The sequence below is a fragment of the Marivivens donghaensis genome, from assembly GCF_011806565.1.
Classification (GTDB): Bacteria; Pseudomonadota; Alphaproteobacteria; order Rhodobacterales; family Rhodobacteraceae; genus Marivivens; species Marivivens donghaensis_A.
Map to the genome: position 1 here is coordinate 204,109 of NZ_JAATOP010000004.1, position 15,705 is coordinate 219,813.

A 15,705-nucleotide genomic window follows, 5' to 3' on the forward strand; every position below is an offset into this window, starting at 1 on the left:
GATTCGCATCATGACAGATAACCTAGGGTCAAGAAAGGCTGGCAGCCGTCTCGTTCCGGAGGATTTCAAGCTCGTTGATGGTCTCTTCAAGCTGGATTTTCTGCTCGGCCAGTTCTGCCAACTGGCGGTCTGCCATCTCGACCCAGACACGCATCTGTGCCGAAGTGCCTTCTTTTTCATAGATAAGTAGCCACTGGCGGATGTCTTCGAGGGCAAAGCCGAACTTGCGCCCACGCAGGATGAGCGTCATCCGCGCGACTTCCTTCGGGCCATAGAACCGCGAGCGGCCGTCCTTCTCGGGCGACAGCAGTTCGATGTACTCGTAGTAGCGAAGCGTGCGCGGCGTCACGTCGAACTTGGCGCACATCTCTTTGAATGAAAGGCGGCTTTCGGTCATTCAATCCTCCAGTTGACGCATAAGTTAGGTCGAAATGTACGGTTCGGCAACACGACTTGCGTCACGTTGGGTGTGACGAGGGGTTGCACCCCGTAGAGGATTGTTGAACCTATCCGCCAGTACAGGAGCACCCCATGACCGACTCTGCACAGGACCGGAAAACCAAGATGGCGAGCCAGTTCATCGGCGCGCTTCCCCATGCCAAGGCGCTGGGGCTGACGATGACCGAAATCGGTGACGGGCGCGCCGTGATCGAGATGCCGTATGACGAACAGCTGATCGGCGATCCCGAGACGGGCGTTGTTCACGGCGGTGCGGTTTCGGCCCTGATGGACACCTGCTGCGGCGCGGCTGTGATGGTGCATCCGTCTTCTCGGGGCGGGACGGCAACGCTAGGTCTGCGCATTGATTATATGCGCCCCGCCACCCCCGGTCAGACGATCACGGCATGGGCCGAATGCTACCACGTGACCCGCAGCGTGGCGTTCGTCCGCGCGACCGCGATGGATGATGACGGCGAGCGCCCCGTGGCGACCGCAACCGGCACCTTTACCGTCGAACGTCCGAGAAAGGCCGAATGATGCGCAAGCCCGAACCAGTCCAGATGGTCAAACAGCGCCGTGACGCTGCTCTCGAACGGCTCGTCGGCGGTGTGCCTTACATCCGCTTTCTGGGGATCAAGTTCGACCGCCGGGGCGACGAGCTGACAGCCATCATGCCATTCGACGACAAGCTCATCGGCAACCCGATGTTGCCCGCGCTGCACGGCGGTGCGACGGCGGCTTTCCTTGAGACCACAGCGATTGTCGAGCTCGCATGGGCGATGCTTTGGGAAGATATGGAGAATACGGGCGGGCAGGAGTTCGAGCCGCAACTCTTCACACCGCGCCTGCCGAAGACCATCGACTTCTCGGTCGACTATCTACGCTCCGGACTGCCGCGTGACGCCTATGCCCGTGCCCGCGTGAACCGCTCGGGTCGCCGCTATGCCTCCGTCCATGTCGAGGGTTGGCAGGATAACCGGTCTCGCATGTTCGCGCAGGCAACGGGCCATTTCCTGATGCCTTCCCGCGATGAGTGAGATCACGCACGCCCGCGTTCTGAAAATTGCCTTTCCGATTGTTCTGGCGAATGCCACGGTGCCTTTGCTAGGGCTCGTCGATACAGGCGTGGTCGGGCAGCTTGGCGCGGCGGAGCCGATCGGCGGCGTTGCCATCGGTGCGCTCGTCTTGTCATCGATCTACTGGGTTTGCGGGTTTCTGCGGATGGGCACAACGGGCCTGACCAGTCAGGCGCTGGGCGAAGGGCAAAGCCGCGAGGTCGCATCACTCCTTCTGCGCGGACTGCTGATCGGGGGCGGGTTCGGCCTGCTCGTCATCCTGCTGCAACTGCCGCTGATCGCCGGAGCATTCGCCATTTCGCCCGCGAGTGACGAGGTCGAAAGCCTCGCCCGCGATTACATGACTATTCGAGTCTGGTCCGCGCCTGCGGCGGTGTCGATGTATGCCTTGACAGGCTGGCTGATAGCGCAAGAGCGGTCGCGGGCGGTGCTGGTCCAGCAGATATTCGCGAACGGGATCAATATCATCCTCGATATCCTGTTCGTGCTGGTCTGGGACTTCGGCGTCAAAGGCGTCGCGATGGCGACGTTCATCGCGGAGTGGGGCGGGCTGCTGCTTGGCCTTTGGCTCTGCCGCGATGCGTTTGCGGTGAAGCTGCGCTGGCCCGAGATCCTCGACCCCGCGCGGCTGAAGCGCATGGTGGTCGTGAATACGGACATTCTGATCCGTACGCTGCTCCTTCAGTCGATCATCATTCTGTTCGTGATGTGGGGCGCGCGGTTCGGGGATGTGACCCTGGCCGCCAATGAGGTGCTGATGCAATTCGTTACGCTGACGGCCTTCGCCTTGGACGGGTTCGCGTTTTCTGCCGAGGCCCTGGTCGGGCAGGCGCTGGGCCGAAAGGACAAGCCGATGCTCCGCCGTGCGGCGCTGCTGACATCCTATTGGGGCTTCGGGGCCTGCGTCGTGTTCGCTGTATTCTTCGCGTTCGGAGGCGGGGCGATCATCGACATCCTCACGACCGCGCCCGATGTGCGTAGCCACGCGCGCGAGTTCCTTCCGTGGATGGTTGCGGGGCCGGTGATCGGCGTTTCAGCGTGGATGTTGGACGGCATTTTCATTGGCGCGACCCGCAGCCGCGACATGCGCAACATGATGCTGATCTCGTTCGTGATCTATGTCGCGGCAGCCATTCCGCTGATGGCGGCCTTCGGCAATCACGGCCTGTGGGCCGCGATGCTGGTGTCATGGATCGCGCGGGGGGTGACGCTGGGCCTGCGGTATCCGGCGCTCGAGCGGACTGCGATCTGAGGAGGAGCGCTGCCCCTCTGGCCTGCGGCCATTCACCCCGGGATATTTGGGGCACAAAGGCAGGTCAGAGGATCGCGAGCACGGCTTCGGGCGGGCGGCCGATGGCGGCTTTGCTGCCGTTGATCAGGATCGGGCGCTCGATCAGGCGGGGATGGGTGATCATCGCGTCGATGAGCGTGGCGTCATCCGCAGCGGCGAGGTTCAGGTCCTTGAACTCTTTTTCCTTTTTGCGGGCGAGGTCATGTGCACTGATGCCGAGCGTCGTCAGCAGTTCGCGCAGTTCATCCGCATCGGGCGGGGTTTCCAGATATAGGCGGACCGACGGATCGAAGCCGTTGTCCTTGAGCAGTGCGAGTGTCTCGCGGCTTTTGGAGCAGCGCGGGTTGTGCCAGAGGATCATGTCCAATCGCTCCGTCCTGTGCCGATGGCATCTGCCACGTTGGCAAAGCCATCACGGGCGAGGAGCTGGTCGAGGCCCTTTGTGATTTCGTCCACAAGGCTGATGCCGCCGTAGACCAGCGCGGTGTAGAGCTGGACCGCCGAGGCGCCTGCACGAATTTTCTGGTAGGCCTGTTCGGCAGAGCCGATGCCGCCGACGCCAATGATCGGCAGGCTGGTCATGCCCGAGAGTGCGGCGAGGATGCGGGTCGATTTTTCGAACAGCGGCTGGCCGGAGAGGCCGCCTTTTTCATCGCGGTGCGCACTGGCGAGGCCGTCGCGCGACAGGGTGGTGTTGGTCGCGATGATGCCTGCGATGCCGGAGGTGTTCGCCACATCCGCCACGTCTGCAAGTTCGTCCGGCGACAGGTCGGGAGCGATCTTCAGGAAGACGGGCAGCGGACGGGCGAGACCGGCGTTGGTTTCCAGCACGCCGTTCAGCAGCGCGGAGAGGGCGGCTTTGCCTTGCAGGTCGCGCAGCTTTTCTGTGTTCGGACTGGAGACGTTGACGGTCGCGAAATCGAGATGCGCGCCGCAGCGGCCCAGCACTTTGGCAAAGTCGGACGCGCGGTCGTCACTGTCCTTGTTCGCGCCGAGGTTCAAGCCGATGATGGCGTTCTGCGGGCGTTTGGACAGGCGATCAACGGCGGCTTCCATGCCTTCGTTGTTGAAGCCGAAGCGGTTGATGGCGGCTTCGTCCTCGGTCAGGCGGAAGAGGCGCGGCTTGGGGTTGCCGAGCTGTGGGCGGGGCGTGATGGCGCCGACCTCGACAAAGCCGAAGCCGCAGCGGGCGAGGGGATGCAGCACGGTAGCGTTTTTGTCGAACCCGGCGGCGAGGCCCACGGGGTTCGGCAGCGCGAGGCCCGCCACGGTCGTTTTCAGGCGCGGGGTCGTGTAGGGGCCGGATTTCGGGCCGAGGCCCATCGACAGCGATTTGAGGGCGATGCCGTGGGCGGCTTCGGGATCGACGCTGCGCAGCGCCTTCATACCAAGCTGTTCGATCAGGCTCATGCGAGGTCCGGAAACTGGTGCGTGCCGTCAACCAGCGGCAGGGGCTTCTGCCAGATGATGTCGGTCATACGCAGGTTGCGATAGATGTGCGGGAAAAGCTGGCCGCCGCGGGAGGGCTCCCACTTCAGCTCGTCGCCGAAGCTGTCGGATTCGAGCGCGAGAAGGACCAGTCCGTCTTCGCCCGCGAAGTGCTTGGCGGCGGTTTCTCTGGCTTGTTCGGCGGTCGAGGTGTGGACGTAACCGTCGGTGATATCGATCGGCGCACCGGCGGTTTCGCCGTTCGCTTGAAGGGCGGCCCATTCGTCCGCGCGGAAGATTTTGTAGATCAGCATGAGATGTCTGATGCATGGAGTGCCTCGTTTGGTCAAGTTCACCCAACGTCACTGCCCGAAAAAGATGCGCCACTGTTTACGAGACTGTCGCAATCGTTGCGTAGTCGATCATACGAAGACGGTTTGTTTGACTTGTTAGTCAAATCTGACAAAGCTGTCCGTCATTCCAACAGGAGGTTTCCATGATTGCACGTATTCTCGCGTCGAGCTGTGTTCTGGCTCTGAGCGCAGGGGCGGCGATGGCTGATTATTCGCTGACCATTCTGCACACCAACGATTTCCACGCCCGTTTCGAACCCGTCTCGAAGTACGATTCGACCTGTTCGCCGGACGCGAACGCCGAGGGCGAATGCTTTGGCGGTACCGCACGTCTTGTGACCGCGGTCGAAGCTGCGCGCGAAGAGTTCCCGAACAGCATCCTCGTCGACGGCGGTGACCAGTTCCAGGGCACGCTGTTCTACACCTACTATAAAGGTGCGATGGCTGCCGAGTTCATGAACAAGCTCGGCTACGATGCGATGACCGTGGGCAACCACGAATTCGACGACGGCCCCGAAGTTCTGCGCGGTTTCATGGACGCACTCGACTTCCCGATCCTGATGTCGAACGCCGACGTTTCGGCAGAGCCGCTGCTCGCCGACACACTGATGAAGTCGACCATCATCGAAAAGGACGGCGAGAAGATCGGCCTGATCGGTCTGACCCCGCAGGACACCGATGAACTGGCAAGCCCGGGCAAGAACATCACGTTCTCCGACCCGTCGGAAGCCGTTCAGGGTGAAGTCGACAAGCTGACCGCCGAAGGCGTGAACAAGATCATCGTTCTGTCGCACTCGGGTTACGGCGTTGACCAGACCGTTGCTGCCAACACCACCGGCGTTGACGTGATCGTCGGCGGCCACACCAACACCCTGCTGGGTGACATGGAAGGCGCCGAAGGCCAGTACCCGACCATGGTCGGCGACACTGCCATCGTTTCGGCCTACGCCTACGGTAAGTTCCTCGGCGAGCTGACCGTCACCTTCGACGACGAAGGCAAGATCATCGAAGCTTCCGGTCAGCCGCTGCTGATCGACGCTGCTGTCGAAGAAGACGAGGCGACCGTTGCACGTATCGGCGAGCTGGCCGAGCCGCTCAACGAAATCCGCAACAAGGTTGTTGCTGAAACCGCGGAAGAAATCATCGGCGTTCGCGAAGACTGCCGTGCGCGTGAATGTGCGATGGGTTCGCTGATTGCAGACGCCATGCTTGAGCGCGTTGCCGATCAGGGCATCCAGATCGCGATCCAGAACGGCGGCGGTATCCGCTCGTCGATCGACGCTGGCGAAGTCACCATGGGCGAAGTTCTGACCGTTCTTCCGTTCCAGAACACCCTGTCGACCTTCCAGGTTTCGGGCGCAGCCATCGTTGAAGCTCTCGAAAACGGTGCATCGCAGTACGAAGAAGGCGCTGGCCGCTTCCCGCAGGTTGCTGGCATGACCTTCACCATCGACCCGTCGAAGCCCGCCGGTGAACGCATTTCGGACGTCATGGTTGGCGGCGAAGCCATCGACACCGAAGCCACCTACGGCGTTGTTTCGAACAACTACGTGCGTAACGGCGGCGACGGCTTCTCGATGTTCGTCGATGCCGAGAACGTCTACGACTACGGTCCGGACGTTGCTGACGTTCTGGCAGAGTACCTCGCAGCGAACACCCCGTTCACTCCCTACACCGACGGCCGCATCACCATTGTCGGCGAATAATATCGCCTGACTGGTAAAGTCATCGGGCCCCCGCCATAGTGCGGGGGCCTTTTTCGTTTCGGGAGGAAAACCATGAGGGGTCGCTGTACTTGCGGTGAAGTGTCTTTCGAGATGAAAGCCGCGCCGATGTTCGTCCACTGCTGCCATTGCACGTGGTGCCAGCGGGAAACGGGCACAGCCTTTGCGCTGAACGCTCTGATCGAGACTGCGAACGTCGAAGTCAGCGGCGAGACGGAGGCCTGTAATTTGCCTTCAGCGAGCGGGGGCGGGCAGATCGTGCATCGGTGTCAGACGTGCAAGGTCGCGCTCTGGTCGCACTATTCCAATCCGAAGATCGCCTTTGTCCGTGTCGGAACGCTCGATGACGCGGCGAAAGTCGCGCCGGACGTTCACATCTACACCACGACCAAACTTCCGTGGGTGAATATCGAGGGCGGGGCGCCTATATTCGACGGGTACTACAAACCGCGAGAGCTTTGGTCCGCCGAGGCGCAAGCGCGCTACAAGGCTTTGCTGGACTGATGGATCACCCGCTTATCGACCTCATCTCTGCCAAGATCGCGGCTGCGGAAGCCGCGGGGGAATTCGAGAACCTTCCGGGCGCGGGGAAGCCTCTGCCCGAATGTGATGACCCCGAAAACGCGCTGCTGAACCGCGTGGTGAAGGAAAACGGCGCGGTGCCCGAATACGTGAGTCTCAGCCGCGAGCTGGCGAAGCTGCGCGAAGAACTGGCCGAGACGGGGGACCGGACCGAGCGGGTGCGGATCATGAAGGAGATGTCGATGATGGAGGCCAAGATCGGCTTGGCCCGCGGCCGCTAATGTGTGGCCGTATGGCGATCACGCTGCCGCACGAGGCCATGGTGCAGATGTTCGATGCGGCGCCCTCGAATGACCTTCCTGCCGATACGGCCAACTACAACGTCTGCCCGACGAATACTCTGGCGGTCGTCACGTCTCAGGACGACACCCGCCGCCTGCGCCCGATGCGTTGGGGCTTCATTCCGCATTGGTACAAAAAGCCGAACGGCGGCCCGCTTCTGATCAACGCGCGGTCGGAGACCATCGCCGACAAGCCTGCCTTCCGTGATGCCTGCCGCAATCGCCGCTGCCTGATTGCCTGTGACGGGTTCTATGAATGGAAGCGCGAAGCCGACCAGACGCCGCTGCCCTATTGGGTCACGCGCTCGGATGGCGGGCCAATGGTGTTTGCGGGCATCTGGCAGGACTGGGGGCAGGGGGATGACCTTATGTCGACCTGCGCCGTGGTTACCTGCGATACGAACGCCGACATGGCGCCGGTGCATGATCGTTTGCCCGTCGTGCTGGAGCCCGAAAACTGGGCTCTCTGGCTGGGCGAGAAAGGTCACGGCGCGGCACCGCTGATGAAACCGGCAGAGCAGGGCGTGCTTCAGTTGCGCCGCGTCGGGACGGCCGTCAACTCCAACCGCGCGAGCGGGCCGGAGTTGATCGAGCCATTGGTTGTCGACGAGTGATTACTCGGCGATGACCGCATCACCTTCGGAAATGTCGTCCGCTTCGAAGTCGTCTTCGAACGGCGGTTCGTCAAAGCTGAAAGATCCGATATCGCCAAGGTCGACGGCCGTATGGAAATCCATGACGGTAGCGGGCGTGACGATAATGCTGAAGCTTTCGCCGTGCTGAAGCTCGCCCGACGACCATTCCACGATGTCGAGGCCGGTTGCTTCCAGCGAACTTACGGTGCGCGGGGCGGCAGCCTGATTGTTGAACGTGACCGTATCGCCCACATTGACGTAGGAGATCATCGGAAAGAAACCGAGGTCGGTAATCAGAACTTCGTTTAATTCGGCGTGTGCAACCTGTCCGCTCATGACGAACAGCGCAGCCAACAAGGCGCGTTTCATATGCAGTTTTCCCCAATCACATTACTAACCGCGCATTGCGGCATCGTCTTTGTGCCTAGCGGGGGAAAATGACCGAAGTTGGGCTGCAAAAAGGCATCTGTAACCGCTTGAAGTCCCCCGCAGCATCGGACTATATGAGGCGTAGCGCGGGTGTTGTGTAATGGTAAGACCTTAGCCTTCCAAGCTAATGATACGGGTTCGATTCCCGTCACCCGCTCCAAAATCCCCCACATTTCCTGACCGTCATATGCTTGTACCGCTGGTGCACGAGCGTTATCTGAGCTTGTAACTGATGGACGAGGGATCATGGCTAAAGCACCGGTCGCCAACGAGCAGGATCGCGAAGGGTCCAAACGAATCTCCGCGCTGGGCGGTCTGTGGCCGTTCATCCGTCCCTATAGCCGGATGCTGGCGGCGGCTTTCGTAGCCCTCACGGTAACGGCGATGGTGTCGCTCGTGATGCCGCTGGCCGTGCGTCAGGTGGTGGACAATTTCCAGGCAGGCGCGTCCCCAATTCTCGACCAGTATTTCGCTGCTGCTCTGGTCATCGTAGCGTTCCTCGCCGTGGGGACGGCGGTGCGCTATTACCTTGTCACGAGGCTGGGCGAGCGCGTTGTGGCTGACATCCGCAAGGCTGTGTTTGACCGCATGATCCACATGAGCCCCGCGTTTTACGAACGCATCATGACGGGCGAGGTGCTGAGCCGCATCACCACCGACACCACGCTGATCCTGTCGGTCATCGGCTCGTCCGTGTCCGTGGCCCTGCGCAACGTGTTCATCTTTTTCGGCGGTCTGATCCTGCTGTTCCTGACCTCGGCCAAGCTGACGGGTCTTGTTCTGCTCATCGTGCCTGCCGTGATTGTACCAATCGTCGTTCTGGGCCGCCGCCTGCGCAAGCTGGGCCGCGAGAACCAGGACTGGATCGCGAACTCCTCGGGTTCCGCCTCCGAGGCGCTGCTTTCGGTCCAGACCGTGCAGGCGTTCACGCAAGAGGTTCGCACCGCGCTGAAATTCAGCAATGTGACCGAGCAGAGCTTTGTGTCGGCCAAGCGCCGCATCGCGACCCGCGCGATGATGACGATGATCGTAATTTTCCTGATCTTCTCGGGCGTCGTAGGTGTCCTTTGGATCGGTGCGCGTGACGTGGGTGCTGGCGCGATGTCGATTGGCGAATTGGTGCAGTTCGTCATCTACGCCGTCATGGTTGCCGGTGCCGTTGGCGCTCTGACTGAAATCTGGAGCGAATTGCAGCGCGCCGCAGGTGCCACCGAACGTCTGGTCGAGCTGCTGAATGCCGACGACACCGTGAAAGACCCTGCCAATCCCGTGGCGGTTCCCGACATGAACAAGGGCGCGATTGCGTTCGAGGATGTGACGTTCTTCTATCCGACGCGCCCGAACCGCTCGGCCCTCGATCACATCAGCCTCGATGTGAAACCGGGCGAGACGGTTGCGCTGGTCGGCCCGTCGGGCGCGGGTAAATCCACCATCATTCAGCTTCTGCTGCGGTTCTACGATCCTGCGTCAGGCGCCATCAAGGTCGGCGGCGTCGATCTGCGCGAGATGGACCGCAGCGCGTTCCGCCAGAACATCGCGCTGGTCCCGCAGGACCCCGTGATCTTTGCCGACACTGCCCGCGAAAACATCCGCTTTGGTCGCCCCGATGCAACGGATGCCGAAGTTGACGCCGCCGCCAAAGCTGCCGCCGCTTACGACTTCCTCTCCGCGCTTCCCGAAGGGTTCGACACCTACGTGGGCGAACGCGGCGTGATGCTCTCAGGCGGTCAGAAGCAGCGTATCGCCATCGCTCGCGCCATCCTGCGTGACGCGCCGATCCTGCTGCTTGATGAGGCGACCAGTGCGCTCGACGCAGAAAGCGAACGTCTGGTGCAGGGCGCGGTCGATGACCTCGCCAAATCGCGCACGACCCTGATCGTGGCCCACCGCCTAGCGACCGTCAAAAAGGCCGACCGCATCGTGGTCTTCGACGAAGGCCGCATCGTCGCGCAGGGAACGCACGATAGCCTCGTGGCCGAAGGCGGGCTCTATGCACGCCTCGCGCGACTGCAATTCACCGAAGGCGTCGCGGCGGAATAGGCGAAATTTCGCAGCGTCATACTTGCGTCCACAAACCATTCTGACCCATCCTCGGATCAAGAGATGCGCCCCACAGGCGTAAAAGGGAGGGAGACGGCATGACCTATGCCACAATCGCGGACCGCGATGCGATCACGGCTGAAAAGCTTTGGAACGAAAGAAATCAGCCGAAAACCACGTACGAGCTGATCACCCGCACCGCTGGCCAGTTCGGCTCGCGCCCCGCGATCACCTTCCAGCTGTTTTCCGATCCGGATGCGAAGGCAGAGACGCTGACCTGGACCGAACTGCGCGAGCAGACCATCCAGACCGCGAACCTGCTGCGCTCGCTCGGCGTGGGCGAGAACGACAAAGTCGCCTATCTGCTCCCCAACGCGACAGAGACCGTGCTGACCTACATTGGCGGCCAGATCGCTGGCGTCGTCAGCCCGATCAACCCGCTGCTGGAGCCCGACCACATCGCGGGCATCCTGCGCGAAACGGGCGCGAAGGTGCTGGTCACGCTCAAGGCGTTCCCCAAGACCGACATCGCCCAGAAGGCCGCCGAGGCCGTTGCGAAAGCGCCGAACGTCGAGCATGTTATCGAGGTCGACCTCGTGCGCTACCTCACGGGCGTTAAGAAGCTGATCGTGCCGTTCATCCGCCCGAAGGTGGAAACCAAGCACAACGCCAAGGTCCTTGATTTCCAGAAGGCGATCAAAGCCCAGCCGAAAGAACTGACGTTCAAAGACGGCGGCGTCGACCGCGTCGCAGCGCTGTTCCACACAGGCGGCACCACCGGTCTGCCGAAGATCGCGCAACACCGCTATTCGGGCATCGTCTACAATGCATGGCTCGGCGCGCGTCTTCTGTTCAAAGAAGACGACGTCCAGATCTGCCCGCTGCCGCTGTTCCACGTCTTCGCTGCTGTCGTATCGCTCGGCGCTTCGCTGGGTTCCGGCGCGCATGTGGTCTTCCCGACGCCTGCCGGCTACCGCGGCGATGGCGTCTTCGACAACTTCTGGAAGCTGGTCGAGCGCTACCGTGTGACCTTCATGATCGCTGTTCCGACTGCGATCTCCGCGCTGATGCAGCGCCCCGTGAACGCGGATATCTCTTCGTTGAAGCTGGCGTTCTGCGGCTCCTCGCCGCTGCCAGTCGAGCTCTACAAGCGTTTCGAAGAGGCCGCAAAGATCACCATCTGCGAAGGTTACGGCCTGACCGAAGCAACCTGCCTCGTGTCAATCAACCCGCCAGATGGTGAGAAGAAAATCGGCTCGATCGGTTTCCCGTTCCCTTACACGGACGTCAAAATCTTCGACATGCACAGCCACGAGGAGTGCCCCGTGGACACCATTGGGGAGATCTGCGTCTCGAACCCCGGTGTGTCGATGGGCGATACCTACACAGAGGGTGCAAAGAACAAAGACCTCTACTACCCCGGCTGGCTCGGCGAGCATCAGTACCTGCGCACCGGTGACCTTGGCCGTTTTGACGAAGACGGCTACCTCTGGATTACGGGCCGCGCGAAAGACCTCATCATCCGCTCGGGCCACAACATCGATCCGGCAGAAATCGAAGAAGCCCTCGCAGGCCACGAAGCCGTCGCCTTCGTCGGCGCCATCGGCCAACCGGACAGCTACGCGGGCGAACTGCCCTGTGCATACGTTGAGCTGGTGTCGGGCGCCAGCGTGACGCCGGAAGAACTCATCACCTATGCCAAGTCGCACATCCACGAACGTGCCGCGCACCCCAAATATATCGAGATCCTTGATGAACTGCCGAAAACGGCGGTCGGCAAGACCTTCAAGCCCGCGCTCCGCAAGCTCGCAATCACTCGTGTGTATAACGAAGCGCTGACATCAGCCGGTCTGAATGTCGAAGTGACCGAAGTGATCGAAGACAAGAAGCGTGGCCTCGTAGCTAAACTGGTCAAAACCGGCGAAGTCGATGAAACTGCTGTTCAGCAGTGTCTCGGATCTCACACGAACCCGTGGGATTGGGCATAAGGGCAGGCAGGGGCTCTGCCCCTCTGGCCTGCGGCCATTCACCCCGGGATATTTGAGGCACAAAGGCAGAGCCGCGCCGCGCTTCATTCTGACAAAAATACCTCCGCCGGAGGCAACGTCCGCGCAGCGGACCTAAAGAAATAAGCCCGCCAAATGGCGGGCTTTCGTTTTTCTATCAGTCGCGTGTGCCTGCGAAGCGTTGTTGCCAGTCTTCGCGTTCCTCATCGGTGATCTTACGGAAGAGATTCTCAGGCACTGCGAAGCTATGCCCTGTGCCGAGTGCGCTGAGAGCTGCCGCGATGTCGCTTGGCCAGCCTTTGTCGTCCGACTTCATGGCTTCCAGCATCGCATCGGAGGCGTCGGGGATGAACGGTGCCGACAGGATCGCATAAACGCGGATCAGGTTCAGGCCGAAGCGGACTTGAGCGGCGGCGGTTTCGGGGTCTTCCTTGAAGGTCGACCATGGGGCGGCTTCCTGCAGGTATTCGTTGCCGATTACCCAGATGGCGCGCAGTTCGTTGGCAGCTTTGCGCACTTCGATCGCGTCCATGAAGCCCTCATAGGCTTTCAGGCGGTCGCTGATTTCCTTGATCGCTGCTTCTTCGCGGTCGCCGTAAGCGCCGCCAGCAGGGACTTCCTCGCCGAATTTGGAGCGGCAGAATTTGGTGATACGGCTGACGAAATTGCCGAGTACGTCCGCGAGGTCTTTGTTCACCGACTGCTGGAAGTTTTCCCACGTGAACTCGCTGTCCGAGCTTTCCGGCGCGTGGCTCATCAGCCACCAGCGCCAGTAGTCTGCGGGCAGGATTTCGAGCGCTTGGTCCATGAACACGCCGCGGCCGCGCGAGGTCGAGAATTGGCCGCCGTCGTAGTTCAGGTAGTTGAACGATTTGATGTAATCGACCAGCTTCCACGGCTCGCCTGAGCCGAGGATGGTGCAGGGGAAGGACAGGGTGTGGAACGGCACGTTATCTTTCCCCATGAACTGGGTGTAGGTCACGTCGTCCGCGCCTTTGTCGGTGCGCCACCAGCGTTCCCAGTCCTCGCCTTTGCCTGCATCGACCCATTCCTGGCTGCAAGCGATGTATTCGATGGGTGCATCGAACCAGACGTAGAAAACTTTACCTTCCATGCCCGGCCAGTCTTCGCCGCCTTTTTTCACCGGAACGCCCCAGTCGAGGTCGCGGGTGATGCCGCGGTCCTGAAGGCCGTCGCCGTCGTGGAGCCACTTCTTGGCGATGGAGGTCGTGAGGACGGGCCAGTCGGTCTTGCTGTCGATCCACGCGTCAAGCTGGTCCTTCATCTGCGACTGGCGCAGGTAGAGGTGCTTGGTTTCGCGCATTTCCAGATCGGTCGAGCCCGAGATGGTCGAGTGCGGGTTGATGAGGTCGACGGGGTCGAGCTGCTTGGTGCAGTTGTCGCACTGGTCTCCGCGAGCCGAGTCAAAACCGCAGTTGGGGCAGATGCCTTCGATATAGCGGTCGGGCAGGTAGCGGCCATCGGCGTGGCTGTACATCTGCGTTTCGGACACTTCGCGGATCAGGTCCTGTTCGGCCAGCACACCGGCAAAGTGCTGGGTCAGCGCCTTGTTCTGTTCCGACGACGAACGACCGAAGTGGTCGAACGACAGGCGGAAGCCTTCGGCGATCTTGGCCTGAACTTCGTGCATTTCGGCGCAGTATTCGGCGACGGGCTTGCCCGCTTTGGTAGCAGCCAGTTCGGCGGGGGTGCCGTGTTCGTCCGTCGCGCAGAGGAAAAGGACTTCGTTGCCACGGCCACGTTGGTAGCGGGCGAAAAGGTCCGCCGGAAGCTGCGAGCCGACGAGATTGCCGAGGTGCTTGATCCCGTTGATGTAGGGGATAGCCGAAGTAATGAGGTGCCGTGCCATAATATCGTCCTGTTCGGGGTTAGGAGCCTTTTAGACTCGACAGAACGCGGATGCCAGCACAGAGCGGCTTTCCCCGTTCGTTTGAGTGGGGTATGCAAAAGGCGGAGCAGACTAAAGAGGATCTTCGAAATGAAGACGTTCGTTTTTGCAGCTGCCGTTGCGCTGGTGGGGACCGTTGCGCAGGCACAGGATTTCTACGCAGGCGCGGTGTACGACCTCGTTCTGCCGCACTCGGGCGAGGACGCATCGTCCGTCGACCTGCTGGGCGGTGTGCGTTTTGGCGACGGTCAGGTGAGCTACGGCGCCGAGGCCGATCTAGGCCTGTCGGGTGATACTGAGTATTCGCCAATGCGTCTGCGCGGCATCGTTCGCAATGACATGGGCCGTTATGCGCTTTTGGGCAGCATCGGCTACACCAGCTACGATCTGGATACTGGCGGCACGACCGGTGGCTATAACTTCAGCCTTGGCGGCGATATCGAGATCACTCCGATGATCGATCTGCGGCTCGAAGTGATGCGGGATATGATGCCCGACTATTCGACCAACGTGACCAACGTTCGGATCGGGTCGGTCTTCAATTTCTAAGTGAAACGGGGCGCCAGTGGCGCCCCGCTTTGGTTACTGGGCCGTGTAGCCGCCATCGACGAGGTGGTAGCTGCCGGTGATGAAGCTGGCATCGTCGGACAGCAGGAAGCAGGTCAGATTGGCGACCTCCTCGGGCGTGCCGAGGCGCTTCATCGCGTGCTGGTTCGCTAGATAGTCCATGGTGTCCTGATCAAGGTTCGCATCGAGCAGGGGCGTCTTGATAAAGCCCGGTCCGACCGCGTTGATGCGGATGCCCTTGTCGCCGTATTCGAGCGCTGAGGATTTCGTCAGGCCGAGCAGCGCGTGCTTGGTTGCGACATAAGCGCTGGAGCCTGCAATGCCGACGGAGCCGAGGATCGACGCTATATTCACGATCGAACCGCCGCCCGCTTTCTGCATGGCGGGGATCGCGTAACGCATTCCGTAGAAGACGCCGTGCAGGTTCACGTCGATGACCTTTTTCCAGCTATCGACCGGATATTCGCCAACGGGAGCGTTCGCGCCGCCGATGCCTGCGTTGTTGACCAGCAGATGAAGGCCGCCGCCAAACTCCTCGGCCGCTTTGACCATCGCCTCAACCGAGGCGGCATCGCCGGTGTCGACTTTCACCGCTTTGGCGTTTTCGCCGACTTCCGACGCAATTTCTTCGGCGTGCTCCATGCTGATGTCAGCCACGATGACCTTTGCGCCGTCGGCTGCGAGCTTTTTGACAATCGCTGCGCCGATACCCGATCCACCGCCGGTGACGATCGCGGTTTTTCCTTTGAAATCATAAGTCATTCTGTAAATTCCTGTCTTGGGAGTGACAGGACTTACTTAGGTACTGACCGCGTTTCGGACCATGATCTGGATCATGTCCCTTTCACACACAGCATGTTCGCACAGGACTGGAACACATTCGTGCACTTGCGCCTCGTGCCTGCGGGGTTAGGCTGCGCGCAAAGTTTAGCTGCAAGGAATT

General features: G+C 61.1%; 17 protein-coding genes and 1 tRNA gene. 11 read left to right on the plus strand and 7 right to left on the minus strand.

The genetic code is table 11. The features are described 5' to 3' along the window. Positions 1–28 precede the first annotated feature (28 nt). Entirely contained in the window at positions 29–397 is a 369-nt protein-coding gene (locus HCZ30_RS07905) for a MerR family transcriptional regulator (protein WP_167637740.1), read from the minus strand. A gap of 134 nt (positions 398–531) precedes the next feature. Here HCZ30_RS07905 and HCZ30_RS07910 point away from each other — a divergent pair, with 134 nt between their 5' ends. From HCZ30_RS07910 to HCZ30_RS07920, 3 genes are read left to right on the plus strand one after another with little or no spacing between them, the layout of a single operon-like run. Then, positions 532–978: a PaaI family thioesterase gene (locus HCZ30_RS07910; RefSeq protein ID WP_167637741.1), complete on the plus strand. Its 447-nt coding sequence runs from the start codon at positions 532–534 to the stop codon at positions 976–978. Further along, positions 978–1,478 carry a PaaI family thioesterase gene (locus tag HCZ30_RS07915; RefSeq protein ID WP_432442762.1) on the plus strand — a complete coding sequence of 167 codons (501 nt, stop codon included), beginning with the start codon at positions 978–980 and terminating at the stop codon, positions 1,476–1,478. Before HCZ30_RS07910 ends, HCZ30_RS07915 begins: the two co-directional genes overlap by 1 nt. Further along, positions 1,471–2,769 carry an MATE family efflux transporter gene (locus HCZ30_RS07920; protein ID WP_167637743.1) on the plus strand — a complete coding sequence of 433 codons (1,299 nt, stop codon included), beginning with the start codon at positions 1,471–1,473 and terminating at the stop codon, positions 2,767–2,769. The genes HCZ30_RS07915 and HCZ30_RS07920 overlap by 8 nt, the downstream gene beginning before the upstream one ends. 64 nt (positions 2,770–2,833) lie before the next feature. On the opposite strand, the gene arsC is transcribed toward HCZ30_RS07920, so the two are convergent. Genes arsC through HCZ30_RS07935 form a run of 3 tightly spaced genes read right to left on the minus strand, consistent with a single transcriptional unit; the run spans position 2,834 to position 4,550 of the window. Then, positions 2,834–3,169, minus strand: a complete 336-nt coding sequence (gene arsC, locus HCZ30_RS07925) for an arsenate reductase (glutaredoxin) (protein WP_167637744.1) — start codon at positions 3,167–3,169, stop codon at positions 2,834–2,836. Beyond that, the gene (locus tag HCZ30_RS07930; protein WP_167637745.1) at positions 3,166–4,218 is read right to left on the minus strand and encodes a quinone-dependent dihydroorotate dehydrogenase; all 1,053 of its coding nucleotides are present in this window, start codon (positions 4,216–4,218) and stop codon (positions 3,166–3,168) included. Before HCZ30_RS07930 ends, arsC begins: the two co-directional genes overlap by 4 nt. Then, positions 4,215–4,550 (minus strand): DUF952 domain-containing protein, encoded by a 336-nt coding sequence (locus HCZ30_RS07935; RefSeq protein WP_167637746.1) that lies wholly within the window; start codon positions 4,548–4,550, stop codon positions 4,215–4,217. Before HCZ30_RS07935 ends, HCZ30_RS07930 begins: the two co-directional genes overlap by 4 nt. 182 nt (positions 4,551–4,732) lie before the next feature. On the opposite strand from HCZ30_RS07935, the gene HCZ30_RS07940 reads away from it, so the two are divergent. The 4 genes from HCZ30_RS07940 (at position 4,733) to HCZ30_RS07955 (ending at position 7,790) form a co-directional block, all read left to right on the plus strand. After that, positions 4,733–6,295, plus strand: coding sequence for a bifunctional metallophosphatase/5'-nucleotidase (locus HCZ30_RS07940; RefSeq protein WP_167637747.1), 1,563 nt, complete (start codon positions 4,733–4,735; stop codon positions 6,293–6,295). Between the two features lie 72 nt (positions 6,296–6,367). Continuing rightward, positions 6,368–6,817, plus strand: coding sequence for a GFA family protein (locus HCZ30_RS07945; RefSeq protein WP_167637748.1), 450 nt, complete (start codon positions 6,368–6,370; stop codon positions 6,815–6,817). Next, positions 6,817–7,116: a DUF1992 domain-containing protein gene (locus HCZ30_RS07950; protein ID WP_167637749.1), complete on the plus strand. Its 300-nt coding sequence runs from the start codon at positions 6,817–6,819 to the stop codon at positions 7,114–7,116. The genes HCZ30_RS07945 and HCZ30_RS07950 overlap by 1 nt, the downstream gene beginning before the upstream one ends. Beyond that, a complete protein-coding gene (locus HCZ30_RS07955; RefSeq protein WP_167637750.1) occupies positions 7,116–7,790 on the plus strand; it encodes an SOS response-associated peptidase in 675 nt (224 codons plus the stop codon). Before HCZ30_RS07950 ends, HCZ30_RS07955 begins: the two co-directional genes overlap by 1 nt. Here the strand turns inward: HCZ30_RS07955 and HCZ30_RS07960 are convergent, their stop codons facing one another. After that, entirely contained in the window at positions 7,791–8,180 is a 390-nt protein-coding gene (locus HCZ30_RS07960; RefSeq protein ID WP_167637751.1) for a hypothetical protein, read from the minus strand. A 146-nt stretch (positions 8,181–8,326) separates the two neighbouring features. Here HCZ30_RS07960 and HCZ30_RS07965 point away from each other — a divergent pair. The 3 genes from HCZ30_RS07965 (at position 8,327) to HCZ30_RS07975 (ending at position 12,268) form a co-directional block, all read left to right on the plus strand. Beyond that, positions 8,327–8,400 (plus strand) — tRNA-Gly (locus HCZ30_RS07965). An 86-nt stretch (positions 8,401–8,486) separates the two neighbouring features. Further along, a complete protein-coding gene (locus HCZ30_RS07970) occupies positions 8,487–10,280 on the plus strand; it encodes an ABC transporter transmembrane domain-containing protein (protein WP_175580994.1) in 1,794 nt (597 codons plus the stop codon). 98 nt (positions 10,281–10,378) lie between these two features. After that, positions 10,379–12,268: an acyl-CoA synthetase gene (locus tag HCZ30_RS07975; protein WP_167637752.1), complete on the plus strand. Its 1,890-nt coding sequence runs from the start codon at positions 10,379–10,381 to the stop codon at positions 12,266–12,268. A 175-nt stretch (positions 12,269–12,443) separates the two neighbouring features. Here the strand turns inward: HCZ30_RS07975 and metG are convergent, their stop codons facing one another. Then, on the minus strand, positions 12,444–14,156 hold the full coding sequence (gene metG / locus HCZ30_RS07980) for a methionine--tRNA ligase (protein ID WP_167637753.1): 1,713 nt from the start codon (positions 14,154–14,156) through the stop codon (positions 12,444–12,446). 129 nt (positions 14,157–14,285) lie between these two features. Here metG and HCZ30_RS07985 point away from each other — a divergent pair, with 129 nt between their 5' ends. After that, positions 14,286–14,744 carry a hypothetical protein gene (locus HCZ30_RS07985; RefSeq protein ID WP_167637754.1) on the plus strand — a complete coding sequence of 153 codons (459 nt, stop codon included), beginning with the start codon at positions 14,286–14,288 and terminating at the stop codon, positions 14,742–14,744. Positions 14,745–14,777: 33 nt separating this feature from the next. Here the strand turns inward: HCZ30_RS07985 and HCZ30_RS07990 are convergent, their stop codons facing one another. Beyond that, complete coding sequence (locus tag HCZ30_RS07990; RefSeq protein ID WP_167637755.1) at positions 14,778–15,524, minus strand: SDR family NAD(P)-dependent oxidoreductase; 747 nt, start codon at positions 15,522–15,524, stop codon at positions 14,778–14,780. Between the last annotated feature and the right edge of the window lie 181 nt (positions 15,525–15,705).